21 protein-coding genes and 2 tRNA genes are annotated in these 26,839 nt (G+C 50.6%); 1 reads left to right on the forward strand and 22 read right to left on the reverse strand.

Features of this window, described 5'->3' with window-relative positions:
* Nucleotides 1-26: 26 nt before the first annotated feature.
* Genes ACKQTC_RS02565 through ispE form a run of 6 tightly spaced genes read right to left on the reverse strand, consistent with a single transcriptional unit; the run spans nucleotide 27 to nucleotide 8,473 of the window.
* Nucleotides 27-1,085, reverse strand: coding sequence for a peptidylprolyl isomerase (locus ACKQTC_RS02565; protein ID WP_408976865.1), 1,059 nt, complete (start codon nucleotides 1,083-1,085; stop codon nucleotides 27-29).
* Nucleotides 1,086-1,136: 51 nt separating this feature from the next.
* A complete protein-coding gene (gene mfd / locus ACKQTC_RS02570) occupies nucleotides 1,137-4,646 on the reverse strand; it encodes a transcription-repair coupling factor (protein ID WP_408976866.1) in 3,510 nt (1,169 codons plus the stop codon).
* 54 nt (nucleotides 4,647-4,700) lie between these two features.
* Complete coding sequence (gene pth, locus ACKQTC_RS02575) at nucleotides 4,701-5,249, reverse strand: aminoacyl-tRNA hydrolase (RefSeq protein ID WP_408976867.1); 549 nt, start codon at nucleotides 5,247-5,249, stop codon at nucleotides 4,701-4,703.
* Complete coding sequence (locus tag ACKQTC_RS02580) at nucleotides 5,250-6,194, reverse strand: ribose-phosphate diphosphokinase (RefSeq protein WP_408976942.1); 945 nt, start codon at nucleotides 6,192-6,194, stop codon at nucleotides 5,250-5,252.
* Between the two features lie 29 nt (nucleotides 6,195-6,223).
* Complete coding sequence (gene glmU / locus ACKQTC_RS02585; RefSeq protein ID WP_408976868.1) at nucleotides 6,224-7,576, reverse strand: bifunctional UDP-N-acetylglucosamine diphosphorylase/glucosamine-1-phosphate N-acetyltransferase GlmU; 1,353 nt, start codon at nucleotides 7,574-7,576, stop codon at nucleotides 6,224-6,226.
* Nucleotides 7,577-7,588: 12 nt separating this feature from the next.
* Nucleotides 7,589-8,473: a 4-(cytidine 5'-diphospho)-2-C-methyl-D-erythritol kinase gene (ispE, locus tag ACKQTC_RS02590; protein WP_408976869.1), complete on the reverse strand. Its 885-nt coding sequence runs from the start codon at nucleotides 8,471-8,473 to the stop codon at nucleotides 7,589-7,591.
* A 255-nt stretch (nucleotides 8,474-8,728) separates the two neighbouring features.
* On the opposite strand from ispE, the gene ACKQTC_RS02595 reads away from it, so the two are divergent.
* Nucleotides 8,729-8,814, forward strand: a tRNA-Leu gene (locus ACKQTC_RS02595).
* Between the two features lie 379 nt (nucleotides 8,815-9,193).
* Here the strand turns inward: ACKQTC_RS02595 and ACKQTC_RS02600 are convergent.
* From ACKQTC_RS02600 to cydD, 16 genes are all read right to left on the reverse strand, one after another.
* Nucleotides 9,194-10,858: a hypothetical protein gene (locus ACKQTC_RS02600; RefSeq protein ID WP_408976870.1), complete on the reverse strand. Its 1,665-nt coding sequence runs from the start codon at nucleotides 10,856-10,858 to the stop codon at nucleotides 9,194-9,196.
* A complete protein-coding gene (locus ACKQTC_RS02605; protein WP_408976871.1) occupies nucleotides 10,855-12,237 on the reverse strand; it encodes a hypothetical protein in 1,383 nt (460 codons plus the stop codon). The genes ACKQTC_RS02600 and ACKQTC_RS02605 overlap by 4 nt, the downstream gene beginning before the upstream one ends.
* A gap of 513 nt (nucleotides 12,238-12,750) precedes the next feature.
* Entirely contained in the window at nucleotides 12,751-13,677 is a 927-nt protein-coding gene (locus ACKQTC_RS02610; protein WP_408976872.1) for a copper amine oxidase N-terminal domain-containing protein, read from the reverse strand.
* Between the two features lie 120 nt (nucleotides 13,678-13,797).
* Nucleotides 13,798-13,868, reverse strand: a tRNA-Cys gene (locus ACKQTC_RS02615).
* 197 nt (nucleotides 13,869-14,065) lie between these two features.
* Entirely contained in the window at nucleotides 14,066-14,578 is a 513-nt protein-coding gene (locus ACKQTC_RS02620; protein ID WP_408976873.1) for a ferritin, read from the reverse strand.
* A 94-nt stretch (nucleotides 14,579-14,672) separates the two neighbouring features.
* Nucleotides 14,673-16,118, reverse strand: coding sequence for a sensor histidine kinase (locus tag ACKQTC_RS02625; protein ID WP_408976874.1), 1,446 nt, complete (start codon nucleotides 16,116-16,118; stop codon nucleotides 14,673-14,675).
* A 2-nt stretch (nucleotides 16,119-16,120) separates the two neighbouring features.
* The gene (locus tag ACKQTC_RS02630; protein WP_408976875.1) at nucleotides 16,121-16,819 is read right to left on the reverse strand and encodes a response regulator transcription factor; all 699 of its coding nucleotides are present in this window, start codon (nucleotides 16,817-16,819) and stop codon (nucleotides 16,121-16,123) included.
* A 1-nt stretch (nucleotide 16,820) separates the two neighbouring features.
* Nucleotides 16,821-18,134: a hypothetical protein gene (locus tag ACKQTC_RS02635; RefSeq protein WP_408976876.1), complete on the reverse strand. Its 1,314-nt coding sequence runs from the start codon at nucleotides 18,132-18,134 to the stop codon at nucleotides 16,821-16,823.
* 56 nt (nucleotides 18,135-18,190) lie between these two features.
* Nucleotides 18,191-18,865, reverse strand: coding sequence for an ABC transporter permease (locus ACKQTC_RS02640; RefSeq protein WP_408976877.1), 675 nt, complete (start codon nucleotides 18,863-18,865; stop codon nucleotides 18,191-18,193).
* A 58-nt stretch (nucleotides 18,866-18,923) separates the two neighbouring features.
* Nucleotides 18,924-19,646, reverse strand: a complete 723-nt coding sequence (locus ACKQTC_RS02645; protein ID WP_408976878.1) for an ABC transporter ATP-binding protein — start codon at nucleotides 19,644-19,646, stop codon at nucleotides 18,924-18,926.
* Between the two features lie 12 nt (nucleotides 19,647-19,658).
* On the reverse strand, nucleotides 19,659-20,630 hold the full coding sequence (locus tag ACKQTC_RS02650) for an ABC transporter substrate-binding protein (protein ID WP_408976879.1): 972 nt from the start codon (nucleotides 20,628-20,630) through the stop codon (nucleotides 19,659-19,661).
* Between the two features lie 41 nt (nucleotides 20,631-20,671).
* Nucleotides 20,672-21,772 (reverse strand): Nif3-like dinuclear metal center hexameric protein, encoded by a 1,101-nt coding sequence (locus ACKQTC_RS02655; protein ID WP_408976880.1) that lies wholly within the window; start codon nucleotides 21,770-21,772, stop codon nucleotides 20,672-20,674.
* The gene (locus ACKQTC_RS02660; RefSeq protein ID WP_408976881.1) at nucleotides 21,753-22,460 is read right to left on the reverse strand and encodes a tRNA (adenine(22)-N(1))-methyltransferase; all 708 of its coding nucleotides are present in this window, start codon (nucleotides 22,458-22,460) and stop codon (nucleotides 21,753-21,755) included. The genes ACKQTC_RS02655 and ACKQTC_RS02660 overlap by 20 nt, the downstream gene beginning before the upstream one ends.
* On the reverse strand, nucleotides 22,457-23,278 hold the full coding sequence (gene pgeF / locus ACKQTC_RS02665; protein WP_408976882.1) for a peptidoglycan editing factor PgeF: 822 nt from the start codon (nucleotides 23,276-23,278) through the stop codon (nucleotides 22,457-22,459). Before pgeF ends, ACKQTC_RS02660 begins: the two co-directional genes overlap by 4 nt.
* Before the next feature lie 11 nt (nucleotides 23,279-23,289).
* Nucleotides 23,290-25,011 (reverse strand): thiol reductant ABC exporter subunit CydC, encoded by a 1,722-nt coding sequence (gene cydC, locus ACKQTC_RS02670; protein ID WP_408976883.1) that lies wholly within the window; start codon nucleotides 25,009-25,011, stop codon nucleotides 23,290-23,292.
* Nucleotides 25,004-26,713 carry a thiol reductant ABC exporter subunit CydD gene (gene cydD, locus ACKQTC_RS02675; protein WP_408976884.1) on the reverse strand — a complete coding sequence of 570 codons (1,710 nt, stop codon included), beginning with the start codon at nucleotides 26,711-26,713 and terminating at the stop codon, nucleotides 25,004-25,006. Before cydD ends, cydC begins: the two co-directional genes overlap by 8 nt.
* Nucleotides 26,714-26,839 lie beyond the last annotated feature (126 nt).

Genomic DNA, 26,839 nt, shown 5'->3' on the forward strand with positions numbered 1-26,839 from the left:
TTTTGCAACAGCCCCTTTTTTATGGATTACTTATCTTTACTGGTGTCTGCAGCCTGCTCTTTGCTTTCTGTAGCAGACCCTTCTGCAGCCTGTTGTGAAGCAGCAGCCTGTTGTTTTTGCATCTGCTCTTGGGCCTTTTGCATGAGTTTTTCCGGATTGTAATTGTCATCCAGGTACTCAATCTTCGCTTCCTGTTTTAACTTAGTGAGCAGGTCTTGAAGTTTGGTCTTGACTTCACTTTCTTCCAACTGTGCGGTTAATTCTTCTTTTACTTCATCAAAGCTTTGTAAGTGAGGCGCTTTTTTATCCTCTACCTTGATGATGTGGTAGCCATATTGGGTTTTTACCGGTTCAGCACTGATATCCCCGGGATTCATGGCAAAGGCAGCATCTGCAAATTCAGCTACCATCTTGTCCTTGGTGAAGTAGCCCAGTTCGCCACCTTTTTCAGCGTTGCCCTTGTCTTCACTATTTTCTTTGGCTAACTTGGCGAAGTCGCCGCCTTCATTGAGCTGTTTGATCAGGTCTTTGGCCTTATTTTCATCTTTGACTAAGATATGGGACGCCTTGACCTGTTCATCCACATTGAATTGGTCTTGATTTTCATTGTAGTAGGCCTGGGCATCTACTTTGACATCTTTTTTGAGCTGGTCGGTTAATTTTTCATACCGGAGTTGCTCACGCAGCATATCGTCAAACTGTTCATCGTTAATATTATATTTTTCCATGGCAGCCTTAAAGTTGTCTTCAGAGCCATAGGATTTAATGGATTTCTCTCTTAAAGCTTCGATGTCTTTGTCGGTAATTTCAATACCGCGACGGTCTGCTTCCTGGCGAATCAATTCAGTGCTAACTAAACCTTCGATGATTTGGGCCTTGTAGTAGTCAGCCATGGCATCATCATTTTTAATTTGGTTGACTGTAAGCATTTGGTCAATACGCCCGTCAAGGTAACCGGTTTTTAAAGCTGAGTCATTGACTTTAATGGCTTCTTTGCCGGAGTTAGCATCTGAACCGCAGCCAGCCAGTACACTTACAGCCATTAGGGTTGCCATCATGAGTGCTAAGGGTTTCTTTAATTTCAAATTGATTCGCTCCTTTTTCCTTTATCGTTGTCTGCCCCTATTATAGGGGCTTTATCTTTCGCTGGCAATGTTTTGAATCACTTTTAGCCGCTCTTTAATTGAATCTACATAACTTGCATTCAAATGGTCTTTTAAAAGTGTCATTTTCAAAACCAACTCGCCACTTTGGTTACTGATTGATAGGTTCTGCTGGGACTGTACATACGTAAAGAGGGCTTGGATGGATAGGGGCGTGTCCGGATAAAAGTAAATCTCGAGCTCATTTCGCCTTTGTTTCAAGGACCGGATGCCCAGCTGACCGGCGACAAGCTTCAGGGAAATGACAGCCAGGAGGTTTACCAGGGGCTCGTCAAAAAGGCCAAACCGGTCTTCCAGCTCTTCTGTAAGGGCTAAAAGGTCTTCCTCCCTTTCTGTTTGTTCCAGTCGCTTATACATACCGAGCCGGACGCTGCTGTCCGGAATATAGGCCTTGGAGAGGAAGGCATTGATGGTCAACTCAACTTCAACGCTGCGTTTTTCCTTGACCTCTTGGCCACTTTGCCGTCGAATGGCTTCATCCAGCATCTGTAGGTACAAGGCATAGCCCACATCGGCCACGTGACCATGCTGCTCAGCCCCTAAAATATTCCCGGCCCCCCGTAATTCCAGGTCACGCATGGCAATGCGGTAGCCGGACCCCAGGGCGGTGTATTCCTTCAAGGTGTTTAGTCTTTTTTCGGCCACATCTGTCAGCATTTTATTGCGCTCGTAGGTCAGGTAGGCGTAGGCGATCCGCTTGGACCGGCCCACCCGGCCCCGTAGTTGATAGAGCTGGCTAAGGCCGAACCGGTCGGCATGGTGGACGATCAGGGTGTTGACATTGGGAATGTCCAGGCCGGTTTCAACAATGGTGGTGCAAACGAGGATATCATACTTATGGTCAACAAAATCCATCATGATGGTTTCCAGTTGGCGGTCTGTTGACCGGCCATGGGCCACTGCTATTCGAGCTTCCGGTACCAGGTCGTTAATATGAGCCGCCAGCTGGTCCAATTCCTGGACCCGGTTATGGATGACATAAATCTGTCCACCCCGGTCCAGCTCCCGCCGAATGGCCTGGACCAGGACTGCATCGTTGAATTCAACAATGTAGGTCTGGATAGGGTAGCGGTCTGCCGGTGGCGTTTCAATAACGCTCATATCCCTTAAACCAACCAGGGACAGTTGCAGGGTCCGAGGGATCGGGGTGGCGGACAGGGTCAGAACATCTACATCGGTCTTTAGTGCCTTGATTTTTTCCTTATGGGTCACCCCAAAGCGCTGCTCTTCGTCAACAACCAATAGGCCCAAGTCATTAAACTGAACAGACTTCCCCAGGAGCTTGTGGGTCCCGATGACCACGTCGATCTTGTGATCCTTGATATCCTGTAAAATCTGGGCCGTTTCCTTAGCGGAATTAAACCGGCTAAGAACAGCAACATTAGCCCCATAGGGGGTAAACCGGTCGGAGAAGGTCTTGTAGTGCTGCTGGGCCAGGACGGTTGTCGGTACCAGGACGGCCACCTGTTTGGCATCACAATAGGCCTTAAAGGCGGCCCGGACGGCCACTTCTGTTTTGCCGTAGCCGACATCTCCGCAAACCAACCGATCCATGGGCCGAGACTTCATCATGTCCTTTTTTACATCGTTAATGGCCCGGAGCTGGTCTTCGGTTTCAACATAGGGGAAGTCTTCTTCAAAGGCTCGCTGGAGGTCACTATCCGGCGGGAAGGCATGGCCCGGCTCCTGCTCCCTTTTGGCATATAAGCGGATCAACTGGTCGGCCATATCCTGAACGGATTGGGCCACCCGTTTTTTCGTCCGTTGCCAATCGCCGGAGCTTAACCGGTTCAACTTAGGTTTATGCCCTTCATGGCCGATATATCGCTGCAGGAGGTCAAACTGGGCCACCGGGATGTAGAGCTTATCTGTACCGGCATATTTGACGATGAGGTAGTCCTTTTCCAGGTCACCAATTTTTTGGTGCTTCATCCCTAAAAATTGGCCAATCCCATGCTGGTCGTGGACAACATAGTCCCCCACTTCTAGGTCATCGGCACTGGCGTACCGCTCGGCATCATCGGACCGACGCCGACGTCTTGTTTTCTTGGTCCCACCCAGAATTTGACGCAAGGGTAAGACGACCAGCTTGTTGTCCCAAAAAATCCCGCCGATGGTTAGGTCATCTCTAGCCAGGTAAAGGCCTGCCCCTTCCATATCTACTATTGCTGGAGCATAGGGCAGGTTTCTGGTCTCTAAAAAAGCGGTAAATTTATCCCGGATCCCGTCACTGTCGTAAAGGGCTAAGATCCGCATGCCCAGATTCTTCCAGCGCTCCAGCTCCTCTTCCAGCAATTGAAGCTGGTTAAAATAAGTCGGGAGCCGCTCAGCCCGGTAGTCCACATGAGCGAGGGCCGGCCAAACCTTGGCAGACCGGTTAAGTACTTGAAAGGCCAGGAGGGTCATTCCCTTAAAGAGCCGGGAAAAATCACCGGCAGAGAGGTAGCTCTCCCACTGACCGGGTAGGACAATCCCCTGGTGGAGCAAGTCTGTAAACTGGTCCTTCTTTTCCTCTTCGGCAGCCAGGATATAGTCTTCAATCCGGTTGAGCTCGTCTAAAAAGACCAGGGGCTGCTGGTGAAAATAATCCAGCAGGCTGGTTCTTTCTTCGAAGAAGTAACCCCGGTAGAGGTCTAATTCATCGCCGGGAACCCCTTCCTTTAAAGCCGTATAGACCGGGGCCAGGCGAGCCCGTAAATTCTGGGCAGCCTCTTGGTGCTTTTTATCGGTCAGCCGGCTTAGGGCCTCTTTTTCAGCGACCTTAATATTTCCCAGCCAGTCCGGTGCCAGTTGCTCATCCACAAAAACTTCCTTGGCCGGGGTAATCAGCACCTGGTCTGCTGTTTGTATAGACCGCTGGTCAGCCGGATCAAAGAAACGCATGGAGTCTATTTCCGTATCAAAAAGTTCAATCCGGATGGGGTGATCATAGGCCGGCGAAAAAATATCAATAATCCCCCCGCGGACAGAAAGGTCCCCTACCTGTTCAACGACCGGTTGGTGGCTATAGCCCTCACTGACCAACCGGGCAACCAGGTCTTCCGGGTCAATATCCTCTCCTATAGATAGGGTATGGAGATGTGACCGCCACAGGGCCGGCGGCATCAGCCTGGCCTCTAAGGCTTGAGCGGTCGTGACGATAACGCCCGTATAGTCCGCATCTAACAAACGCGCCAAGATACGGACCCGTTCGTTTGCCACTTCCCGGCTTTGAGCCAGGACTTCAAAGGCTATGGCCTCCATAGGCAGGAAGAGGTCGACCGGCCCCTCTGTCAAATGGGAAATCTGATTGCTGACCTCTTTGGCCCGCTTCTCCGATTCACAGACAATCAAAGCGGGTTGGGTCCTTTTATCGTCTATAGCGGAGGCCACCAGGAGTGTCCGGATATCATCTTCCAAACCGGTATATACGATTTGCTCGCCGGCCTGGAGGGGCCGGGGCAAGCGAATCTGGTCCATTATAGTGCTTGTAATGACACTCATTGTATCCTCCCAACATGAAATAGGTGGGTGTCCGAGGACCCCCACCCATATGGATTAATTAAATTCATTCATTGCCCGATCAATACCGGCTTCCAACCACCTGGTGCACGCCTCAACGGCCGTCTCCAAGGCTTCATCGATGGCGGCCTGGTCTTGTTTGGAAAAGGGCGACAGCACATGGCTGATTACGTTTTCCTTTTTACCAATCCCAATTTTTAGCCGATCAAATTCCTTGGAATTGATCCGGCTGATAATGGACTTAATCCCATTGTGGCCACCTGATGAGCCCTGCCTTTTAAAGCGGACCTGGGCCACGGGCATGTCCATATCATCATAAATAACCAAGAAGTCATCCAGCTGGTCAGCGTAATAATCGATCAGCTGCCAAACGGCATCACCACTCAAATTCATAAAGGTCAGGGGTTTCACCAGGAGAATTTTCTCGCCATTGACAAAGCCACTTCCGGTTAAGGCGTTTTTCTCCTTTTTACTGACATCTATCCCCCAGGCCCGACTCAAAGCATCTATGGCCATAAAGCCTACATTATGCCGGGTTCCCTCATATTTTTTACCGGGATTGCCCAGCCCTACAATCATTTTCATTTAGCGAAACATCCGGCTAACAGAGGCATCTTGGAAAATCCGCATGATGGCTTCCGCGAAAATGGGGGCGACAGATAAAGTTTTGAGTTTTTTGCAATCCAGGTGAGCCGTCGGAATGGTATTGGTGGTGACAACTTCTTTTAAGCCGGACTGGTTAATCCGGTCAATGGCCGGACCGGAAAGCACCGCATGGGTACAGGAGGCATAGATTTCCTTAGCCCCTCGTTCTTTCATGGCAGACACTGCATTGGTAATCGTCCCGGCGGTGTCAATCATATCATCAATCATGATGACATTCTTACCGCTAATGTCCCCAATGATATTCATGACTTCCGACACGTTCGGCATGGGGCGTCTTTTATCGATAATCGCCAGCGGGGCCTCTAAAAGTTCAGCCAAGGCCCGGGCCCGGCGAACACCACCCATATCCGGAGATACCACGCAAATATCACTCAGGCCCAGTTCCTGGTAGTATTCAGCGATCAAAGGGGATGCCACTAAATGATCCACCGGGAGATTAAAGAAGCCTTGAATTTGTTGAGCATGCAGGTCCATGGTTAAAACCCGGTCGACGCCGGCTACCGTGAGGAGGTCCGCCATCAGTTTAGCTGTAATGGGCTCTCTCCCCCGGCTCTTCCGGTCTTGACGGGCGTAACCGAAGTAAGGAATGACAGCCGTAATCCGACGGGCTGAGGCCCGCTTCAGGGCATCAATCATAATCAATAGTTCCATAATGCTGTCATTGACCGGCGAGCAGGTGGACTGGATTAAGAAAACATCACAGCCGCGGACGCTTTCATCAATATTGACATTCAATTCGCCATCACTAAATTGTGTATTGCTGCTTTTACCCAATGGAATTTTTAAGCAATCTGCTACTTCTTGTGCAAGGTCATGAGAGGAGCTGCCACTAAATACTTTTAAATGTCGCAAATCTTTTTCCAAGGGGAATTCATACATGATTTTAGCCTCCATTATTTGTCCTTATTCCAGTTGTCTCGACTCTTTACCTTTGTATCCATAAAAGTCAAAGATTCACCAGCCACATCTTTCCGTATGGTTGATCCTGCTGCAATATAAGCGTGTTCTCCAATGGTCACCGGGGCTATCAGGTTGGTATTGCTACCGATAAAGGCCCGGTCTTCAATGGTGGTCCGATATTTTTTCTGCCCATCGTAATTGCAGGTAATGCTCCCACAGCCAATATTGACCCCCGCACCGATATCCGCATCACCCATATAGCTTAAATGCGGGACCTTACTGCCCTGGCCCACATGGCTGTTTTTAATTTCAACATAATGGCCAACCTTGACCTGGTCCGCCAGCTCTGTACCGGGGCGTAAATAGGCAAAGGGACCAATTTTAACCTCATTGCCGACAACAGATTCACAGATAACGGCCTGGTCAATCTGGCAATCCCTGCCAACCTTGGCATCACGAAGTTCTGAATTCATACCAATTCTGGTGCCTTCACCGATATAAGTCTGCCCCTTTAGGGCCACCGGCGCTTCTAAAAACACATCCGGTCTCAACTGGACCTGGGCATCAATAAAGGTCATGGCGGGGTTAATCATCCCCACCCCTTGGGCCATCCAGTGGGCGTTAATTCTTTCCTGCATAAGCAGGGTCGCCTTAGCCAGCTGGGCCCGGTTATTGACCCCCAGGGATTCATTGGCATTGGTCATTATATAGGCCGCTGTCCCCAGACCCTCTGCATAAGCTGCGGCGATTAAGTCTGTCAAATAAAATTCGCCTTGAGCGTTATTCGTATCCAGGGCGGAAATAGCCTTTTTGAGGAAGGCCAGGCGGAAGACATAGGTCCCGACATTGATTTCCCGCACCTTTTTCTGGTCTTCTGTCGCATCTTTTTCTTCAACAATGGCAGAAACAGCCCCATCCTTACGAATGATCCGCCCGTAACCGAAGGGCGTTTCAAGTTCTGTCGAAAGGACGGTCACAGCAGAATCACCATGGGCTTGGGATAAGTGCTGCAGGGTCTCCCCTCTGAGTAGGGGCGTATCCCCACAGGTAACTAAAACCTCCGCTTCATCCAGGTCTGGTATGACCTCCAGGGCTACCTGAACAGCATGACCGGTCCCCAACTGTTTTTCCTGCAAAACATAGGTCACTGATTCCCCAAGAATCTCCTGGATTTCATCTGCCCGATGGCCGCAAACAACATAGATTTTATCATAGCCGGCTTCCCGGACCGCATCACAAACCCAGGAAATCATCGGCTTGCCGCACAAGGTATGAGCAGCCTTGGCATGGACAGATTTCATCCGCGTACCCTTTCCGGCTGCTAATACGATGGCCACTTTCTCCATAGTCTACCTCCCTCAGCTCATACCAATACGCCGGTCCAAATCCCACCGGCTAACAGTAGATGTTAAATAAACCATTGGAAACGCTGCCTTGGCCTTCTTATAAAATTGCCAAGCCTCCGCTTCCGTATGAAAAGCTGCAAAAACGGTTGGCCCGCTCCCACTCATCAAAACATGGCGAGCCCCCAAATGTTTAAGTTTCTCTTTGATACTTCGCACCTTAGGATACATTGAAAAAGTCGTTTCTTCAAGGTCATTGTATAAAGAATTTAAAATCCCGAGGGTGTCATCCTCTCGTATCAACTTTAAGAAATAGTCTAATCGGTCCTCACCGGCCACCGGCTTTTTCTTCTTGCGATAAGCCTTATAAACCCTGGCCGTCGGCACACCAAAGTCAGCCTTAACCAAAACCAGATGAAAGGGTGACAGTAGAGATAAGTCTTGAATAAGCTCGCCGCGGCCGGTGGCCACAGCTGTTCCGGCCGACAGACAAAAGGGCACATCTGACCCAATCTCTGCGGCAAAGGCCTCCAACTGCTGGCGACGAAGCCCCAAGGCGAATAACCGGTCCATCGCCAGGAGAACGGCCGCTGCATCGCTAGACCCACCGGCCATCCCTGCCGATACAGGAATGTGCTTATCAACCTTAATTGCCACCGGTGGTAAATCAAGAGCGGCCTGCATCAAGAGGGCCGCCTTCAAGGCAAGGTTTGATTTATTATTCGGTACATAAGGACTATTCGTTGTAATGGTATTCGTGGCCGCTTCTGCAACAATTACCTGATCAGATAACCGGACGCCCTGCATAATCATATTGACATCATGGTATCCATCAGTCCGCTTGCCGAGGACATCAAGCAATAAATTGATTTTACTAAAAGCCGCTACCCGAACCTGCATGCAACCGCCTCCTTACTCTCATTATACCAGCGATTGCCAGCCAGGTCATCCTAGATGGGGTAGGATTTTCTAAAAATCAACCCTCCCCCTCAGGAAAACCCGGTAGCTTAAAATCAAAAAGCCCAAAATCACTGACATGATCCAGCCAGCCGGAATGTAAAATCCCTTTGCTGGGTATATCATTAAACCAATAACTTTTACATAAACCCTTGACAAAAAATCCCCCACCACCTATAATTCCATAGTAAGCTGTTCGCCGGAGTGGCGGAATAGGCAGACGCACGGGACTTAAAATCCCGCGAAGGTTAAACTTCGTACCGGTTCGACCCCGGTCTCCGGCATCCTTGCTCTCATGAGCAAGGATTTTTTATACCCAAAGAGGCAAGGCAACTAGGCCTTGCCCTTTTTTATACTCGGCATCTTTTTTGCCTCTTCATAGCAACAAAAAAGGCAAGGACCTTACACTTGAAACCCTGGTCCTTGCCACCGCAATAGTAGGTTTAATAGAAAAACTAATAAACCTGCTGTTGTACCTGCTAGACCTCTTGATGGACTAGCATAAAAACCTAGGGGGTTGCCCGCCCCCTATGGTTTTATTATATCCCGAACACCTTACAAGGACAAGGAGAATTGACCATGACCACCTTAAAAATAGCCTATGACCTAATCATGATTGCCCTATTCGCCTATATCATTTACGCCCTTGTGAAAGGCAAACGCTTATAACAAATCCTCCTCATTCCGCACCCGGGTGTATTCCAGTAGTCGGGGTGTCTGCTCGATGACCTCGTTAAAGGCCCCCAGGGCATCTAGTACCTTGGCCCCCTTGCCCTTCCGTTTGGAATAGGCCCGGACCATATCCCGGGTGTCACTGTAAAAGCCGGAGGCGGACCCACCCATCTGCCGGTATTCGTTCCACATGTCCCCATTAGAGATAATACTCGTCATGGCCTGGGCATACTCCTTCGGGTACCTGGCATTGGCACTGGAATGGACAAAGCCGGCCTGGATGTCCCGAATCCCGTTGTTAATGGCAAAGTAGGGGTTGGCCCCGGTAGTAACCATCTTCATCCCCCCAACAGCCGTTCTCATGAGCTTTAAGGGGTAGGCCAATTGACCAAAATCTTTTGCCCGGAGAGAGTTTAGGCCATAGGCCAGGTCGTTATTGACTACAAAAGGAACCGCCTCTCCGCCTACCCGGTAGATGAACTCATTCTTGCCCTTTTCTGTTTGTTCTTTCCCGGCCTCGGTTGACTCCGGGAAAAGCTCAAAGCCGTCTTCCACTCGAGCCTCTTCCATGTTCCCCTTATCCAGCACCCGGCCCCAGCCCCTCATGTCATAGTCACCTAATGACAGGGCCTTTACCAGGTCCCCATGGAGTTCATTCTTTCTTTCAGCAACGACAATCTCTGCCACCTTCCGCATCATGTTGTCGCTGTAGTCGGCCACCTCTTCATGAGACCCCTTCGCCTTTTTAAAGTCCCCGGCGTCTGTTAACTTAATGCCACTACCGCCACCCTTTTTATTGGTCCGGTAGGTGGGGAAATAGTTGGGATACATCTCCTGCCACTGGTTAAAGGTGTCCTGGCTAATTAAGCCCGTATCCACCGCCCAGGCCTGCATAAAGGACCGCCACCAGGCGTTTTGCTTATCCACAATATCCACAAATGCCGGGTGGGCCTTTTCAATATTCGCCACCTTCCAGGCGGCCCGTTCCATGGTGTCTGAAGTTACATCCTTGCCCTCCTGGAGCCGGTCCAGTTGGTGGAGGGCCTGTCTGTAAGCGTTAAATTCGCCCCTTAGTTTCTTGGGCACCAGGGCATCCATATCGGCCCAGCTTTCCCCTATTACCTGGCCGTTAGCGTCTAGTAAGGCCTTTTCAGCAATATAGTCTATCGTGCCCCCGGCCTGGCGGACCTGTTGGAGCCGGTCCTCAATCATAACCCGGTCCAATTCCCCGTTCTTGTACTCTTCCGGTAGGGCCTTGGATAATCGCACCAGGGGGCTGGCGTCATCTACCAGGCGGGCATACAGGCTGGACCGGGCATTGCCCAGCCGGCCAAGCAGATGGTCTCCATCTGAAAAGCCCTTCATTTCAGGGCCATACTTTCTATATGAACCGACACGTTCCCGGCCCAGGGGGTCTAATCTCAAGGCCTTAAGCCCACTTTCTTTTAAGCCCATTTCCCTGGCTAGCCGGTTCCCCCGCTCAATAGGCGTTTCCAGGTGCGGGGAAATAGCGTATTGGCCACTTTCGTTATTTTTCCCGTTGACAGCCGGGCTGTCCGGTGGTATAGTATTGTCAATGAAAGGGTCCTCTTTCCGGGGGTCTTGGGGGGTGCTTGCACCTTGCCCTTTGGGGTTGGATACACTATCCAGCTTCACTTCTCCGGAAATTGAGGGCTCTTTTTTTCTGTTTCTATATGGATTCCAGAAACATTGAGGGCGCTTTCCCGCTCTTTTGTGAGTGTGTCGCTGTTTATGTTAAAGCGCTTCATGCTCGGTATAGCATATAAGGTGTTAATGCCGTCCTTGTTGGTGGCTACCTTGGCCTTGCATATAAACGTTTCTCCGTTGCCGTCCATAAATAAGAACATTGGTGCGTCAAAACCCTTAGCCGCCATTTCGGGGTGTCTGGTTGAAGGCTCTGTTTTTGGCATAGTCTTTAACGTCATGGACACCTCTTCAATGTTAAGGGCCATATCCAGGTAGCTCAACCCTCTATTGCGAACGGTTTTTTCTTCTTTGAATTGTCTGCCGTAAGTGAGTTCATCGGCTAAATCGTAACGCTCGGTCGGGTACTCCGTAACCATTTTTCGTTGGTCAGCACCGGTTAGGGTTTTGCCTGCCAACCGGCTTTTCAGATGGCCTTTAACGCCCCCTCTCATCTGGTAAAAATTATCTTCCTGGGATAAGTTTTCATCAAACCCAAACTCATACAAGTCTGCCTCAGAATAGACCAGGGGCACTACTTTTTGCCCATCTTCCGTTTTAACCGGTACATAGTCAATGGCAAATTGCCCCTGCCCCCTACCGGCCAGGTTGTTGTTCAAAGCCTCCACAAAGACCTGCTGGGCCTTTCTGTAGCACTTGTATTGGGCCTGGGCCACCTTGTCTTTCCGCAAGGATACGGAGTTAATAATCGTTTCCAGGGCGTCTTTAATCCACTGGAGCATCCGTTCAAAGACTCCCGGCTCCTGGGTCAGTAGTCGTTGGGCGGTTGCCGGGTCACTCATGGCCTGTTCCATGAACTCTGCTACAATTTCTTTTTGGGCCCCGGCGGCATCCAGGGTCACCCCACCGGCGGCATACTCCTGCACCTTCCGGTCCACCAGACCGGCAAAGTCCATGCCGCCATAGTCGGCACTCATGGCCTCCACCGCCATGTCCGCCAGTCGGTTATATTCTGGGGTCCCCTCCATGGCGTGGGTCAGTTCATGGGTTAGAATACTGGTAACAGCATATTCCGGGTTCCCTTCAAACAGTTCTTCGTTTAAGTAGACCGTCTTTCCCTGTAATAAGCCCTTGGCCGGCCCCATCTCGTTGCTAATCCGAATGTCCAGCCCGCTCCGCTTGCTTACATCATTCAAGAACTGTTGCATCCCGGGCCCCATAAAAGATACATCTTCCGTCACCGCCTCCGGGGCGGCTTTTTCTTGCCCAAAATTAGGTCTAATCGGCGGGTTAAGCAACCGGGCATCATCTACCGCCAGGCTCGCCTGCCCCCCTGCCAGCTTCGGTTGGGCTATATTTAGGCTCGGCAAACCGGGCCCCCCACCATTTAGGTTGAAGGCCCTCTCCCTTGCCGGTTCAGGCAACGCTGTATTCATAGCCGGGTGAGCCGGAGCACCGACACAGAACCTTAGCCCTGTTTGTTGACCCGGGATCACCATTTGGCAGCCGATAAAAAAGCATTTATTGGTGCTTGCTCTATTAGCGATTAAACACTGTAAGAGCAGGATTTTCTTTTTAGATCTGGTACCGCTCTGCAGGGATCAGGTGGATTTTATACCCGCTACTAAAGAAAATGCCCCGTTATCTCTTGTTCCAAATTTTTGGGAGAGCTTTCTTATCCTCTAGGCAGATAGCCTGCTAACCTTGCTCTCCCCCTCTTAAATATATAAGCCGGTTGCCCTATAAAGAAAAGAACTGGTTCCTAAAATTCTTCGGAACCAGTTCTTTTGATAATGAAGAGTCTTCTATCTATCCACCCTCATTGGAACGTCTAGCAGAAGATAGAACAGTTTATCTAAATTTCAACACTGAAAATAACTATATCATAATGCTTGAGGGGTGTAAGCATCTAAAACTTTCCCACTTTTAGAAAGTAATCGAAGTCGAGCTATCATCATATCACTGTCATAGTCCGGCACTGTTCCGTTATAAATAGCGCGTCCATATCCTTTAGCGCAAGCATCACAGTACAGGTCTAATACTTTTTCAGTATCAACCAAAGCCTCTTTAAGTTCCGGATTGGCTACACTATATGCAGCTTCACTAATAGCTGGCCAATAGCCCAAATTAAGCAAATACCCTTCTGAGAGAATTCGGAAACCTTCAGCTCTATCTTCTATCGGCTGTTGCATGACAAATTCAAAAAAATCCATTCGTTTGTCTTCATTCTCCCAAAAAGCATAATATTCATTCAGCGCACGCCCAAGTAAACGGCTATCCTCAGCACTCAAGCGCGCAGGAGTTCCTCCTTCCAAAACGGATGTATATTTTTCATCTACTTGTCCAGTTCCGCTCGTAACAATACGGACAATACCATTCTCATAATCTACATTGGCTCCGAGGGATTCCGCGATAAAACGCAAAGGAACCATAGTTCGGCTATCAGATAAATAAGGTGGTGCGTCTAAATAAAGGTTACTCTCTTTTTTACTACCTGTACTCTCGTCAACAACATAGGCAACTGGCCATCCTTGTCCAGTTGTCATGTCCATAGTCAAGCCAATAGTCCGCTTATTTTTATGGGCCCAAATATTCGCAGACCTCTTATCTTGGCTCAGTTCAAAGTCCACCCGGGCATTTAGCCCTTCAAATATAGCCCGCATGGGCACCATGGTCCGGCCGGACATAATTTGAGGAGGTACATCTGACTGTAGAGGTTTGCCGTCAATAAAGACATCAATTGCCTGGGCCGGCGTTGCCCCGAATAGTAGAGCCAGAGGTAATGCCAAAGCCAACAACCACTTTTTCATGATACATCTCTCCTTTTTATATGAATAAATCCAGTATAGCATGTTCCTCCTCTAGTTAGTAGTGAAGTCCCAGTAATAAAAAAAGCGGTTTCTGAGAAAACTCAGAAACCGCTTTTATGCAGGCGACACCCAGATTCGAACTGGGGGTAAAGGATTTGCAGTCCTCTGCCTTACCACTTGGCCATGTCGCCAAATTTACTGTGACAACAAATTTATTATATCCATTCTTGACCTCTAAGTCAAGAGAAAATGTCCTTCAACTTTTTGTCAAAGGTGACCGCTCTCCATAAAGATCAGTTTAAAGGCACTGCGGTAAGTGATATACCCTTCTTCCCTTGTGCAAAAACAAAAAAAGCCAGTGACTAAGGTCACTGGCTTAAAGGAAAGATTATTCGTTAATGGTCGGCTCAACATAGGTTCTGCCGGCTAGGTCTTGGTTCATTTCCCAGAGGGCATGTTTATCTTCACCAAAGATTTCATAGCGGTCGATTAAATCTTGAGCACTGACTTCTTCTTCATATTGTTCACGAACAAACCAGTCTAAAATTTGGCGGGTCCGATAATCATTTTCTTCATCAGCCAGCTTATAGAGCTTATTGATGGAAGCGGTGATTTCCTTTTCATGGGCTAGGGAACCGTCAAGGGGTTCTTTGTAGTCATTATAAACTTTACCGGGTTTGTCAATGGCTTCCAGTTCAACCTTGCAGCTATGGTCAAGCAGGTAGTTAACGAAAATCATCCCATGGGCGACTTCTTCTTTTGCTTGAACGGTAAACCAGTTTCTGAAGCCATCTAAGGATTCATCAGCATAGTAGTTGGCCATTTCAAGATAGAGGTAGGCAGAGAAAAATTCTTTATTGATTTGTTCATTAATCGCTTTTGCCATTTTTTCACTTAACATACTATTATCTCCTTCTAACAATCCACCGGTTAATCACGTTTGCTACTGTCTATATACCCAACCGCCTTCATTTCAAACAAAAAGTCGGCAGATCCTAGGATTCTGCCGACTCAGTACCTTCAGTTAAATGAAGCATTTGCTCTTCCAGTTGGCGGTCAGCAACGGGTAAAACAACGGATACCTTGGTGCCGACGCCACGGATACTATCGATATACAGGGTCCCCTTATGCAATTCTACGATCTCATTGGCGATGGATAGGCCCAAGCCGGTACCGGCCTGCTTGGTAGACCCCTTGTAGAATTTTTCCTTGACCCGCACCAGCTCGTCTGACCCCATACCGGGGCCGTTGTCTTCAATAGTAATAACGACCTGGTCATCCAGCATATGGGACTGGATAATGATTTCAGCATTGGCCCGGCCTTTAACAAATTTAAAGCTATTATCGATAATGTTGATAAGGACCTGGCGGAGCCTATCTTCATCAGCTAAAATCATAGGCTCTTGGCTGTCTAGATGAAGACGGATGACGACTTCTTCCTGACTGGCCCGGGCTGCGAACTGGTGGTAAATACCCTTGAGCAGGTCATCTAGCCAGAGGGTATCGATATTCAGCTCGATGCGGTGGGATTGTAATTTAGAAAAATCCAGGAGGTCATTAACCAAGTGAATCAGGCGGTTGGTCTCCCGGTCAATAATCCCTATGCCCAGCCGGACGGTTTCGTCATCTTTAATATTGTCATCGATGGTTTCCGCCCAACCTTTTATCGATGTGAGCGGCGTCCGCAATTCGTGAGAGATACTGGAGATAAAGTCTGTTTTGGCCTGGTTACTGCGGCGGATTTCATCGGTCATTTTGTTGAAGACATTGGCCAGCTGGCCGATTTCATCGTGGTAATACCGCCTGGCCTTAACGGTCAGATTACCGGCAGCCACCTCTCGGGTGACCCGAATCAGGTCCTTGATGGGGACTAGAATACGGTGGCTCATCATATAACCCAGCAAGGCCGCCACTAAAAGAATGATAAGGCCAATAATCAGGGCCATGACGGCATTGCTCCGCATAACAGAATGGGCCGGCGACATGGAACTGACGTAACGCAAGACGCCAATGACCTGGTCCCGGTCTTTGAGGGGAACCGATACGGACATGATTGGTTCATTGGTCTTGGTTCTGCCCCGCCAGATGGCGGTATCCCCGGCTAGGGCTTCGTCATAGTCCTTGCCCAGGGTGATATGGCTGGACCGGTTGCCTGTATTATCTACGATAAACTGGCGATCTTGACCATATACCTCAACGAGGGCATTTTCGTCGACCTTCATGTTTTCATAGATAAAGGCGGCTTTGTCATCGATGGTGCCTGAGGGGGCATACTTATCATACATGGTAGCACTGGCTTCAGCGTGATTGATGAGGGTCTGGCTCATCCCGGATACATAATACTGGTAGATGGCCATGCCAAAGAGGCTTTCCATGATTAGGACGGTGATAAGGCTAATCAGAACATAGCTGTAGGTCAGCTTGCGCCCGATACTTGGCACAATTAATCACCGCCCCACCAGCGATACCCATAGCCCCACACCTTTTCAATAAATTTGGGATCTGACGGGTCATCTTCTATTTTTTGGCGGATCCGGCGGATATTAACATCCACGATTTTAAAATCCCCCACATAATTATAACCCCACACATTATTTAAAATTTCATCCCTGTGGATGGCTTTATTGGCATTTTCCATAAAGTACTTGACCAGAGAAAATTCTATAGGGGTTAATTCGATTTCTTCACCATTTTTGGTAAAGCGACGCTCATCTACCACCAGGCGGAAGATACCTGACTGGAGGTCGTTCTCATCCTCTTGGATATCTTCCACTTGGATAGATAAGCGGCGCAGCAGGGAGTTAATCCGGGCCAGGAGCTCTTTGGGACTAAAGGGCTTGACGATATAGTCATCTGCCCCGGCCTCCAGCCCTTCTATTTTATTGTCTTCTTGGCCTTTGGCGGTCAGAATGATGATACCCAGCTGGGGAAAGGCTTCCCGGGCCTGCCGGCAGACTTCAAAGCCATTCATCCCCGGCAGCATAACGTCTAACAGGATGACGTCAATGCTGTCATCCAGTAAGTTAATGGCCTCTTCCCCACTACCGGCTTCAATTACATCAAAATTATTTCTCTTCAGGTTGACTTTTATAAAGCCGCGAATGGCTTCTTCGTCTTCTACTACCAGTATTTTTGTTGCCATTTTACCGGCCTCCTTCAATACGGAATGCTTCTGCAATATCGGCAGTTGTAATTTTAGTGGAACCAAAGCTGTCCTTACCCAGTTTGGCCAGGTAGACCCGTTGGTTGGATGGGGAGGCCCCTAAGAAAGTATATTCTTCTTTTAAGGCCTTGAGGTTGGTTTCCTTGTCCACTTCCCGGGTGATGATGGTCACCGAGGGTTCGCCGGTATTATTGTCTTTATCGTAAAGTTTAAGTTGGTTGTTACCGCTCTGCGGGACATATTGATACTGCAAGCTACCCAGCCAGCTGGTGGGGACGATAAAGCGATAGCCGTCAGCCTTGTTATCGATATAGGCCTGGATGGGATTTAACCCGGCTGCCCCATCCCAGCTGCTCCAAATCTGCAGAAATTCGCGCGGTTCCATCTTAGATGCGTCAGTCGGTGGACGAACAGAGAGCACGTCCAGGACGCCGTCATCGTTAATATCACGAATCATTCCATCCGGCTGTTCGGCCAGGGCATTAACATAGAGGACTTCTCGCCGTAATTGTTCACGGAAGGCCCCGTCTTGGTAGCGCAGGAGGACGATATTTAAACTGTTAAAGTCTGTACTCAGGGCCAGGTAGAGACCTGATTCCTCTAGTGATATGGCCCCATACCGCATCCCTTGGCAGAAACCGTCATACTGGCGGCGGAAGGTCCGACGCAGGTGTCCATCAGCCCAGTCGTACATATTTAAGTCGGTGGTTGGCGTTTCTGAGCTGGCATCAGTCAGGGCTGTAATGAGGGTCATGTGGTCATTATTTTGAAGCGATGCAAAAGCCAGGTGGGTGTAGTTGATTTGGTCCACAAGAGCAAGGCCCTTCTTCTGGTCTGCGCCAAAAATATAAAGGGTATTATAAGCCCCGCTATCGATGCCGACAAAGAGCTCATCCTTACCGTCACCGTTAATGTCTAATTTTTTAAAATAAGAAACGGCCCTGCCTGAAAGCCGCTTTTGTTCCCAGACAATCCACTGGCCATCTTTTTGTTTTTGCAGGATATTAACCCCGGTTTGATAGCCGTTATTTTTAGCCCAAAAGACAATTTTTTCATCAATGCCGTCATCCGTTAAATCAAGGTTAATATAGGGTGCAGGATTATCCATCTTGGCCGGTACGACCAGGTGTTCATCATCTGCCAGTAAAGACATGATTATTTTACGTTCTTTCAACTGAGCGGTATCACTCACCGGTGCTGTAATCAAATTTTCCGGCTCAGCCAAAACCAGGGAGCAGCCGGCCAAAAAAGCCAGGGTAGTCATTAAGCAGAGCACCTGGATTATTTTTTTCATAGGCATTCTCCTTCTTTGAGGCTATTATACTCAAAGATCTTCTTATCCACAAGTTTTCACCCATCCACCCGCTTCCACCGGCATAGGTGTCGCTCAGCTAAGCCGATGAGCTCATACAGAAAAACACCCAGTAAAGAAAGGGCAATGATGGCCCCATACATGGCCGCATAGTCCCGCCGTTCCATGCCATCTAAAATAAGGGCCCCTAGGCCATCAAAGGAGGCAAAGGTTTCGGCAAAAAAGAGGACTGAAACGGCTGTCCCCATGCTCACCCGTAAAGCGGTGAGTAGGTCCGGCAGGCACCAGGGGAGGAGCAGGTGCCTAAAGGCCTGGATTCGGGAATCAGAAAGCATCCGCATCGCAAGAAGGCTCTCTGCCGGCACAGCTGCAGCGGCATCCCGCAGGACAACTAATAGCTGAAAGAATACAATTAAGGCAATCAAAAAAATCTTAGGAGCGTTTCCCAGGCCCAGAAGGACCACGAAAATCGGCAACAAGACAACTTTAGGCACTGGGTATAAGATGGATATAAAGGGGTCTAGCAAGCGGTTCAGCTGTTTCTTCCGCCCCATGGCCAGGCCCAGAGGCAAGGCAAAAACCAGGGCCAGGCCTGTTCCGGCCAAGACCCGCATCAGACTAATTGTGAAATCCTTGGCCAGCGCTCCCTCCCTGGCCAGGTCATAAAAGGCTAAAAAGGACGCCAGAGGCGTTGGCAAGAAGGGCTTGTCCATCAAAAGACTAAGGCCATGCCAACCGGCGAGCAAAATAAAGGTTGCAAGCAAAGTAGTTTTATGCTTCATGGTTATCCTCACTTAGGGCTAGGGCAATCCGGGCTTTTAATTGGGACAAGTCATTTGAGTACTGCTTTTTATGTAAGATGAAGCTATTGCCATCCGGCTGCAGGAGAAAAAAGTGGTCTGCTAACCGCACGGCTTCTTCAATCTGGTGGGTGACTAAAACACTCGTCATATTATTGTTATCTAACAAGTCCAGTAAAAAGCCCTGCAACCTCTCCCTGGTAAAGGCATCTAAGGCCGAAAAGGGTTCGTCCAATAACAAGACTTCAGGGCGTGTCATCATGGCACGCCCTAAAGCAATTCGCTGCCGCTGCCCGCCGGATAGGGTCTGGGGGTAACGGTCTGCATATTCTTCTAATTGGAGCTGGCCCAGCATCTCCTGAATGGCCCGCTGCCGCCTTTTTCGGTCTATACCCTTTAGGCGGAGGGGCAGGTCCAAATTGTCGCTAACGGTTTTCCAGGGAAAAAGGCCATAGCTTTGAAATACCATCTGAATTCCTTCACAAGGGCCTGAGAGGGGCCCGCCTTGATAGCCGACATGCCCCTGGTCCGGCATCAATAAGCCGGCCAATAATTGGAGCAGAGTGGTCTTGCCGGACCCGGACCGACCGATGATGGCCCAGTGCTCGCCGGCGCCTATACTCAAATGGATATCCTTTAGGACAGGCTTGCCGTCTGGATAGGAAAAATTCAGCTGGGATATTTCATAAACCATGTTCTACCTTCTTTATTTGATAAATGCCTGGTCAACCATCTCTTCATACTTATAGGACTTATCTATCAACTGGCGGTCTAAGAGCCAGCGACTGACCCGGCCAACTTCTTCTTCACTGGGGACAGCTTTCGGGGTATAGGTTGGCATCCGGTAGCTGTCTTTCAGGGTATCCGGCACATGGGCGTTTTCCAGGGCTAGGGCCCGGTACTGGTCCGGATTGTCATTAATCCGCTGCATGGCCTCAAAGTAGGCTGCTGTGAATTTTTTCAGGGCCTCTTTTTGTGTCTCAATAGCTTCTGTAGACGCTAGGACGACGGACTGGGAAAAGTTCTCCGTTAAGGTGGTATCATCAATAACAACCTTGGCCCCTTGCTGGACCGCCGCACTGGCCAGGGGGTCCGGCAGAATTGCGGCATCAATATCCTTCCCGGCCAGGAGGGTTTCCATCCGCAACATCAGGTCCGGCATATTCACCCGCTCGACACTGGACCGGTCAATTTTGTAATAGTCCAAGTACTGGTCTAATAGGAAATCCATCATCGTGTTATTGGAAATGGCCACCCGTTTTCCCTTCAAGTCTTCCGGCTTTTCAATGCCACTATTGGGGGCGGCACAAATTAAAAACCGGCCTTCTTGAGGGGTCGCACCGAAGGCATAGGAAATAATCCGGGTATCCGTTCCGCTTTTTTTCATCAAGCCCTGGACAATCATATCATTCATGACTACATCCAGCTGACCTGCTTCAAAGGCCTTGGATTGGTCAATGCTACTCTTAAAGGGATAGAGCTCAACTTGGACGCCTTTTTCTTTAAAAAGGCCATCCCGGTCTGCCACAATAAAGGGGAGGACATCATCAATAGAGAGGACACCAACCCGGAGGACTTGCCCCTCTTGGCTGGCAGCTGTTGAGCCGGCTTCCGATGCTTCTGACCCGGAGTCCGCCTGGCCACAGCCCGTAAGGCTAACTGCCAGTAGGGTGAGCAACAGCACATAAGAAATTACTTTTTTAAGGACCATATGACACCTCACGTAAACATATTTTTTTCTTCTGCATCAATAACGACATTCAATCGATGGGCAAAAATATTGTCTAAGTGGTCCTTGACGGCCCCTAAGACGGGCCGCTCACTGGCAAAATGGGTGGCGTCAATAAGGGCGATATCGGCTTCGCGGGCTTGTTGAAAGTCATGGTAGCCTAGGTCACCGGTTATATAGCAGTCCGCCCCTTTGGACTTGGCTTCTGCAATATAGCCGGAGGCCGACCCGCCACAGAGGGCAAGGGTGGTGATGAGCCGGTCATCATCCGTGCTGGACTGGATGGGCGTTTTGAGCCGGTCGCGAACGATGGCCTTAAAATCCTTAAAGGAAAGGGGCTCGGGCAAGTGGCCTATCCGGCCCAGGCCCAAGGCCTCTGACCGGCCTTCCTGGCGGAAGAGGTCATAGGCCACTTCTTCATAGGGATGGGCCTGATGCATGGCGGCTAAGACGGCCGGCAAGGCCGGACTGGAAACCAAAAGTTCTAAGGCCATTTCCGGCACCGTCTCCACCTGTCCGGCTTCACCCAGGTAGGGGTTGGCCCTTTCCTTGGGGCGAAATTGTCCCTGGCCGGCCACTTGCCAGGCACACTGGTCATAGTCACCCTGGTTACCGGCACCAGCAGCAAACAAGGCCTCTTTCACTACTGCCAGATGGGTCTCGGGTACAAAGACACGCAACTTGTAGTAGGCTTGCCTTTCCGTAACGGAAAGGGGTTCCCGACCCTCCAGATTGAATAGGTCAGCCAGGACATCATTGACGCCGCCCTCACAGATATCCAGGTTGGTATGGGCAGAAAAAAGGGCCATGTCATGGCGCACCAGGAAGGCCAATTCCCGGGCCGGAGAGGCCGTTTCCGCCAGGGACTTAACCGGCTTAAAAATCAGGGGGTGGTGGGTAATCACCGCCTCACACCCGACCTCCTGCGCCCGTTGGAGCACATCCATAGTGGGCGTCAGGGCCAGGAAGACAGCGGTCACTGCCTGGTCTGGCCGGCCACAGGCCAGCCCTGGGTTATCCCAAGATTCTGCCAGCCGGCTTGGGGCCAGCGCTTCCATTGCCTGGATAATATCATGCATCTGAATAGCCATATCGCTTCTCCCATTCCTTCCAAATCGCTTGTAGACTGATCATTTTCTCCCGGATGGCCGGATGCTCCTCCGCTGCAAGGGCCATTTTGGCCAAGGCCCGTTTGTCTGCCGCTCTCCGCCAGGCCAAGTAGGTACGGGATAAGCTGTCCCTTCCCTGGGCGATGATGGGCCCCAGGCGGATATCCAGCTGACTGAGTCCTTGGGGCTCTGGTGCCTTGTCCAAAACAATAATTTCATAAAAGTAGCCATCTTCCATGACAACCTGTTCATCATAGATGGCATAGCCTTGGTCTTGGGCCCATTGGCGTACCAGCCAGGGGGACCGTTGGGGGGACAGGATGAGGCGACCGGCGGCCTGGGCCACTTCCGGCCTGGCCTTGAGCATTTGTTCAATGAGCTTGCCGCCAACGCCGGCAATGACAATCACGTCACATTCACCGGGGTCTAAGACCTCTAGGCCATCGCCCTGACGGAAGACCAGCCGGCCGGGTTGAATCGCTTCTTCTGCAGCGGCCCGCCGGGCCCGACGCAGGGGCTCTGACCGGAGGTCAGCAGCAATGGCCAAATCCACCGCACCTGCTTGCACTAAGGCGCGAGCCAACTGGGCATGGTCGCAGGCAATATCCGCCAGACGACTCCCCGCCGGAACATAGCCAGTGATGGTTTGTAAGCGGTTAGAGAGCATCATACCGCCCCATCGAGCATAATAAAGGCACCCATCCGACCGGTGTCAGCAAAGCTCCGCCGGTGCGAAAAGAAGAGGTCATTCCGGCTAAAGGTACACAGGTCGATGTGGTCAATGTTTTCCCCACGGATACCAGCCCCTTCCAGTTGCCAGGTTAGGGCCAGACGAATATCAAACAGGGCCTTATGATCATAAGGGCTTTCCCGCAAGAGGTCCATCCAGTTGCCACTATGTCCTTGAACCGCTTCAATGACTTCCGTCGACACTTCAAAAACATCCGGTCCAATACAGGGACCAATGACCACCTCTATTTCTGCCGGATCGCTTTCAAAGTACATGGTCATCGCCCGGACTGTTTCGCCGGCAATCCCACTTACCGTCCCCCGCCAACCGGCATGGCAAGCCCCAATCGCCTGGTTGTAGGGGTCATAAAAGAGGACCGGCGGGCAATCGGCAAAGGTCACAAATAAGGCACACCGCTTGGCATTGGTGACCATCCCGTCTGCCTCTGCCGGCACTGAGCCCAGGTCCAGATAGCCCTTCCCCTTGTCCTCTTCGCCGATATAAGCCACCCGGTTGCTGTGCACAAAGGAAAGGCTAACAGCCTCTTCCGGGCGAATGCCAAACTGGCTTAAAAAGCGGATACGGTTGGCCTGCACACACGCCGGCAGGTCCTGGGTCTTTAAGCCTAGGTTTAAACCGCGATAGGGGTAGCGACTGGCGCCACCTAACCGCGTTGAAAAGGCATGACAAAGGCCGGGATGCCGGTCAAAGCTTGAGGCAGTCAGCCAAGTTAACATTCTCTCCGTTCTTAATTCCACCATTTGCCCTCCTATATTCGCTCTTGCTCTAACCGCCACAAATTCTGGTAATATTCCGATTCTGCCAATAATGTTGAATGAGGACCACTTGCGCATATTTTACCATGTTGAAAGAGGTAAATAAAGTCAACAAAGGGTAACGTTTTTAATTCATGGGTGATTAAGATGACCGTCTTGTCGGCTGCCCATTGGTCTAAAAAGGCATCCAACATCTGGGAGGTTAGACCATCCAAGTTATGCAGGGGCTCATCTAAAATCACAATATCCGGATTTTGCAAGATCACCCGGGCCAGGGCCAAGCGCTGGCGCTCCCCACCGGACAGACGGGTCCCATTTTCTAAAATGGAGGTATCTAACCCTTCCGGCCAAGCCGCAACCACCTGGTCCAGCTGGACAGCCTTGAGAACTTCCATGAGCTCTGGGTCCTCTGCCTCCGGCTTAGCTAAGCGCAGGTTATCTCGGATAGAGGTATTGAAAAAGGCCGGCGTTTGCTCCAAATAGCCGATGGTATCCCGTAAAAAACTTTCCTCCACCTGGTCCAAGGGCAGGCCGCCTAGGCGCACCTCTCCCCTATCCGGCCGCCACAGGCGGAGCAAGAGCCGGGCGAGGCTGGTTTTACCGCTGCCACTGGTCCCTACAAAGGCCACATGGCGGCCATGAGGGATTTCCAAATGGATATCTTTGAGGGCCTCTCCTTCCAGCTGGTGGTAAGAAAAGCCTACCCCCTCAACCTGGATATCCAGGCTGGCGGGTAATTGGTCGCCAGCGGGTGGAAGGGGCCTGCTGGGCCGGATATCTGCCAATTCCTTCGCTGCCTCTAAGGACATCCAACACTCGCGCAGGGCCTGGGGCAGCTGGTTGAGGGTCTCAAAACTGGCCATGGCCACAAGGGTCAACATGGGTAAAACCCAAATCGACAAGTCCCCCGCCCTGACTGCCGGTGCTGTAAGCACTAAGACGCCCAGGGCCGTACCATGAGCCAAAAAGGCCAAACCATGAATGGCCAGTCTTTCGACCCAGACCCCCTGCCTTTGCGCTTGCAAGTCGGCATGGGATAGTTGGTTGACCCGGTCTTCCAAGTGGTCACCAAAATCACTGGTCTGCCATTCAAAGAGGCCATGAAAGATATCCGTAAAGGTATTGGATAATTCATCCCTGGACTGGCGGCGCTTATGGTCAATCTTAATCTGACTGCGCACCGATAGGAGCGGAATCAGGCAGAAGGAAACCAGCAAGTCACAGGCCAGGAGGATACCGGCCGGCAGCACGTAGAGACTGGTAAAAATCGAGGTCCCCAGGATGACCAAAATCGTCCCCACCGGCAGGGAAACCACTCGGAGGTAAAAGTACTTGAGCACCTCCACATCACCGATGAGGCGGTTATATAACTGCCCCTCCGAATAGCCTTGAATCAGGTCTGGGACCAGGGGCTCCAGGCGCTTGTAGAGGGCCTCCCGCAGGCCTGTTAAAATTCGAAAGGCCAGGCTGTGATTATAAAGGCGTTCTGCATAGCGGACAGCTGCCCTGCCTGTCCCAAAAAAGCGAACCCCGGTAATCAGGGGCATGAGCAGGAGGAGCTCAGGCTTCAGGGCCGCCCGGGTCAAAAGTACCCCGGACGTTGCCAGGAGGCCTACATTTCCAAAAACCGTCAGGGCAACCAATAAGGCGCCCAGAATAATCCGATACCGCATCGGCTTAAGCATCTGCAGTAAAAACTGCCAGGCGTCACGCATGGCTGCCACCTCCTGTCAGAGCATAGAAGGCCCCTTGTCGGGCCATCAACTGGTCGTAAGTCCCCCGTTCCACCAGCCGGCCCTTATCCATAACCAGGACCTGGTCAGCATCCCGGATGGTATGAAGGCGGTGGGCAATCATAAAGGCCGACCGGCCGGCTAGAAGGTTTTTCAGGGCACCTAGAACCTGGCTTTCACTGGCCAGGTCCAGGTGGTCTGTCGGTTCATCCAGAAAAACGACTTCTGAAGCCTGATAAAAGACCCGGGAAATGGCTAATAAGGCCGTTTGACCGCCGGAAAGGGTATGGACCCCCTGACCGACAGGCGTTTCCAGACCTGCAGGCAGGTCAGCCAGCAGACCGGTCAGGCCTGATACCTCAGATGCCCGCCTCACCCGGTTGGGCTCCGGCTGATTTTCCAGGGCAATATTATGGGCGATGGTGGTCCGAAATACATAGGGGTCCTGGGGAACTAGGCCTATTTTTGCCTGCCAGATGGCAACCTGGTCCTTGAGGGGCTTGCCGTTTAAGAGGATTTCACCGGCTGTGGGGGTGATAAAGCCTAGGGCCAGGTATAAAAGGGTGGTCTTCCCACTGCCGCTCATACCCACCAAGGCAAGCTTTTCCCCTGCCCGCCAGTTAAAACTGATGTCTTCGACAGCCAAGGCCGGGCTCCCCGGATAATTATAGGAAACATTTTTAAATTCCAAATGGTCAAAGGCCTGGGCCGGTACCCGGACCTGGGTCTGCCGGTCAGGCAACTGCAAAAAGGCATAAATATCCTGGGCCGCCTCATCGGCATCCATACCGGAGTGGAAAAACCCGCCCAGTTCCCGCATGGGCTGGTAGTATTCCGGGGCCAGTAAGAGGATGAAGAAGGCCGGCAGGTAATTTAACTCCCCGGTCACCAAGCGTAGGCCCAGGCCCACCGCAACAATAGCAATGGACAAGGTAGCCGCCAGTTCAAGGACCAGGGAAGATAGAAAGGCCCAGCGCTGAACCTTCAAGGTCGTTACCCGGTAACTTTCACTGACTTCAGCAATCCGCTCACCCTGGTCCTTGCTTCTGCCAAGAATTTTAAGGGTTTCCAGGCCCCGGAGTACATCTTGGAGATAGGCCGCTAAAATCTGTAGCTTTTTCCATTGCAGGTGGGTAATGCTGGTCGTCCACTTGCCAATCAAGACCATAAAGAAGGGAATCAGGGGCAGGGTGACCACCATAACCAAGCCACTAATGAGGTCGAGCTGGAAGATAAAGACCAAAAAGCAAATCGGAATACCGAAAGACTTCACCAGCTGGGGCAGGTAGCTATGGAAATAAACCGCCAGCTTGTCCACCCCTTCCAGGTAGGTGGTCATCAATTGACCGATAGATTGGGACCGAACAAGGAGCGGGTTGGTGGTCTTCATCTTATTGACCAGGGCCTCCCTCAGTTCCACCTGGACCATTTCGCTTAATTGCAGGCCAAAGAAGTCAGACCCCAGCTGGCATAGGACCTTGACCGCCAAGCCGGCCAGGGTCAGGAAAAGATAGCCCTTTAGCCTTTCATCTCCTAGGTTTGAAAAAATCAGACCATCAATGAGGGAGGCTAAGGCCCAGTACTCTACAACCGTTGCCAGGGCCCCTAGCAAGGCCAAGAGGACGGTAAGAGAAAATAGGAGTGGGGATTTTTTGAGCTCACCCAGTAAATTTTTATTAATCAAAAGAAGCCTCCCTCATAACGCATCATAGCTGAGCGATGATTTGACTGATTAAAAACCCTGAAGCGAAACCAACTAAAGGATAAAAAAGAAAACGGCCACCCAAAGGTGGCCGTTTTAAGCTTACCT

The organism is Peptococcus simiae (genome assembly GCF_046097595.1).
Lineage (GTDB): Bacteria > Bacillota > Peptococcia > Peptococcales > Peptococcaceae > Peptococcus > Peptococcus simiae.

Coding starts and splice junctions, on each gene's coding strand:
- mfd (WP_408976866.1), bottom strand. CDS start 4,646: ATGAGTGTCATTACAAGCACTATAATGGACCAGATTCGCTTGCCCCGG.
- pth (WP_408976867.1), bottom strand. CDS start 5,249: ATGAAAATGATTGTAGGGCTGGGCAATCCCGGTAAAAAATATGAGGGA.
- glmU (WP_408976868.1), bottom strand. CDS start 7,576: ATGGAGAAAGTGGCCATCGTATTAGCAGCCGGAAAGGGTACGCGGATG.
- ispE (WP_408976869.1), bottom strand. CDS start 8,473: ATGCAGGTTCGGGTAGCGGCTTTTAGTAAAATCAATTTATTGCTTGAT.
- ACKQTC_RS02610 (WP_408976872.1), bottom strand. CDS start 13,677: ATGAAAAAGTGGTTGTTGGCTTTGGCATTACCTCTGGCTCTACTATTC.
- ACKQTC_RS02620 (WP_408976873.1), bottom strand. CDS start 14,578: ATGTTAAGTGAAAAAATGGCAAAAGCGATTAATGAACAAATCAATAAA.
- ACKQTC_RS02630 (WP_408976875.1), bottom strand. CDS start 16,819: ATGGCAACAAAAATACTGGTAGTAGAAGACGAAGAAGCCATTCGCGGC.
- ACKQTC_RS02635 (WP_408976876.1), bottom strand. CDS start 18,134: ATGAAAAAAATAATCCAGGTGCTCTGCTTAATGACTACCCTGGCTTTT.
- ACKQTC_RS02640 (WP_408976877.1), bottom strand. CDS start 18,865: ATGGACAAGCCCTTCTTGCCAACGCCTCTGGCGTCCTTTTTAGCCTTT.
- ACKQTC_RS02645 (WP_408976878.1), bottom strand. CDS start 19,646: ATGGTTTATGAAATATCCCAGCTGAATTTTTCCTATCCAGACGGCAAG.
- ACKQTC_RS02655 (WP_408976880.1), bottom strand. CDS start 21,772: ATGGCTATTCAGATGCATGATATTATCCAGGCAATGGAAGCGCTGGCC.
- ACKQTC_RS02660 (WP_408976881.1), bottom strand. CDS start 22,460: ATGATGCTCTCTAACCGCTTACAAACCATCACTGGCTATGTTCCGGCG.
- cydC (WP_408976883.1), bottom strand. CDS start 25,011: ATGCGTGACGCCTGGCAGTTTTTACTGCAGATGCTTAAGCCGATGCGG.